The sequence below is a fragment of the Protofrankia sp. CiP1_Cm_nod4 genome, assembly GCF_982290645.1.
Genome location: NZ_CEVIVC010000013.1, coordinates 62,210 through 64,364, shown reverse-complemented (window position 1 = coordinate 64,364; position 2,155 = coordinate 62,210). Strand labels below are relative to the sequence as shown.

At 68.3% G+C, this 2,155-nt stretch carries 2 protein-coding genes; both read left to right on the top strand.

What is annotated here, in order from left to right; translation table 11 throughout:
• Positions 1–149: 149 nt before the first annotated feature.
• On the top strand, positions 150–1,037 hold the full coding sequence (locus AC5LSR_RS04900) for a COG4705 family protein (RefSeq protein WP_250282861.1): 888 nt from the start codon (positions 150–152) through the stop codon (positions 1,035–1,037).
• A gap of 490 nt (positions 1,038–1,527) precedes the next feature.
• Positions 1,528–2,154 carry a polysaccharide deacetylase family protein gene (locus tag AC5LSR_RS04895; protein WP_250290586.1) on the top strand — a complete coding sequence of 209 codons (627 nt, stop codon included), beginning with the start codon at positions 1,528–1,530 and terminating at the stop codon, positions 2,152–2,154.
• Position 2,155: the final 1 nt, after the last annotated feature.

Here is a 2,155-nt window from a genome sequence, read left to right as displayed (position 1 = left end):
CCGGGTCAAACTCGGGGGCTGGTTTCGCGACGGTGGGGACGGTCATGGACGTTCGAGCCGCGGCATGCGCTCACACGTCCGTCACATGAACGGTGTGGTGTATTGCGGCAGCGCTGAAACGTCCCTGTCGCCGACCCGGAAAGACACCGATGCCTTCTTCCTCGCACAGCCGGACCCACGGTCGGGAGCCCATCGCCCCCAAGGTCCCGGAGATCACGGCGCTGTTCTGGGTCGTCAAAATTCTGACAACGGGCATGGGCGAGGCGACCTCGGACTATCTCGCGCACCTCAGCCTGGTGCTTGCGGGCGCGGTCGGCATCCTCGGCTTCACACTCGGGCTCTGGCTGCAGTTCCGGGCCCGGAGTTACTCCGCTCCCGTCTACTGGTTTGCGGTGATGATGGTCGCGGTGTTCGGCACCATGGCCGCCGACGGGCCGCCCGTCGGCCACATCGGTTCGACGGTCTTTTACGTCGTGCTCCTCGCGACCGTCTTGTACGCATGGCATCGGCGTGAGGGAACGCTGTCGATCCACAGTATCGTGACCCGCCGCCGGGAGACCTACTACTGGCTGACCGTGCTCGTGACGTTCGCGCTGGGCACCGCGCTGGGCGATCTCACCGCGGACTCGTTGCACTTCGGCTATCTGCCCTCGGCCATCCTGTTCACAGTGGTCATCCTGGTGCCAGCGGCCGCCTGGTGGCGGTTCGGCCTGAGTGAGGTCGTCGCCTTCTGGTCCGCCTATGTCGTGACCCGGCCGCTGGGCGCCTCGTTCGCAGACTGGCTCGGCAAGCCGGCCGGAAGGTCCGGCGTCGGTCTCGGTGACGGCCTGGTCGCCCTCGCCGCCCTTATTGTGATCGTCGTACTGGTCGGCTTTCTGACGGTGACGCGCGGCGGCATCCAACGCGGCGCTGTCGAGACCGTCGAGACCGTCGAGAGCGCCGCCGTCGGCGGTGGAGGCAGCAGCAACGATGATGTGAAGGCTCCGGGCCTTCCCCGGCAGGCTCGGTCGTGGTTCAGCCGGGCGGAGGTCGATTAGGGCGTGTCTGACGGATGTTTCGATCGCGCGGGCGGCGCCCACATCGACCAGCATCCATCAGACACACCCCAGCGGCCGAGTCGTCGAAGGCGCGGACACACCCTGTTCACCTTGATCCGCCGGTTGTGCCGCGGCGTCGGGGCCCAGGAACTGTCCTGACTGCTTCACCGGATCCTTGGCGGATCGGCGTCATGCTGAGTAGCTTTTGTCATAAAATTTCCCGTCGATATCCTGGGCGCGGCTCGGCGCCACACTCGGACCTCCCCAGCGTCCGGATCGGATTCGCATGCCTGAGAGCGTTGCTGGACGATCATCGCGTCGCCAGTTCCTGTCCGCCGCTGGCACGGCGTTCACGGCCGCCGGGCTGGCGGCCTGCGCCACCGGTGGGTCGAGCCCACCCGCGTCGGCGTCGGCAGGGATGTCTGCCGCCGCGGCCCGCCCCGTCAGCTCAGGGGCGGCAGCCACCGCGGCCCCTCCCGGACCTGGGCTGATGCCGGGAGGGGCCGCGACAGCGGTCGCCCACGGACCGCGGGACCGTCCCCAGGTGGCGCTGACCTTCCATCTCGGCCCGCACGAGGCGGAGCAGGATCTCTCCCTGGCGCATCGGCTGCTCACCGAGGCAGCCGAACTCTCGGTCCCGATTACCGTGTTCGCGGTCGGACGGTGGCTGGACGAGCATCGCGATCTTGCTCCCGTCATCCTGGCGGCTGGCAACGAACTGGCGAACCACACGTACTCCCACCCGGTACTGACGGCGTTGCCAGCCGACCTGGTGGCGGCGGAGATCATCGGATGCCGCGACGTCCTGGCCCGGCTGGCTCCGGGCGAGGGCCGCTATTTCCGGCCCTCGGGCACCTCCACCGCCACCCCACTGATCCTCGCCGAGGCCGGTGCCGCGGGTTACCGGACGGTCGTGGACTTCGACGTCGACCCGCTTGACTACACCTCCCCTGGAGCCGACGCCGTCGTCGCGCGGGTACGCGCCGGCGTCCGGCCCGGCTCGGTCGTGAGCATGCACTTCGGCTACCCGGGAACCGTCACCGCGTTTGCCCGCATCGTCACGAACCTGCGTACGGCAGGCCTGGTCCCGGTGTCAGTAAGCGATCTTCTCGTCTGAT

Coding starts and splice junctions, on each gene's coding strand:
- AC5LSR_RS04900 (WP_250282861.1), top strand. CDS start 150: ATGCCTTCTTCCTCGCACAGCCGGACCCACGGTCGGGAGCCCATCGCC.
- AC5LSR_RS04895 (WP_250290586.1), top strand. CDS start 1,528: ATGCCGGGAGGGGCCGCGACAGCGGTCGCCCACGGACCGCGGGACCGT.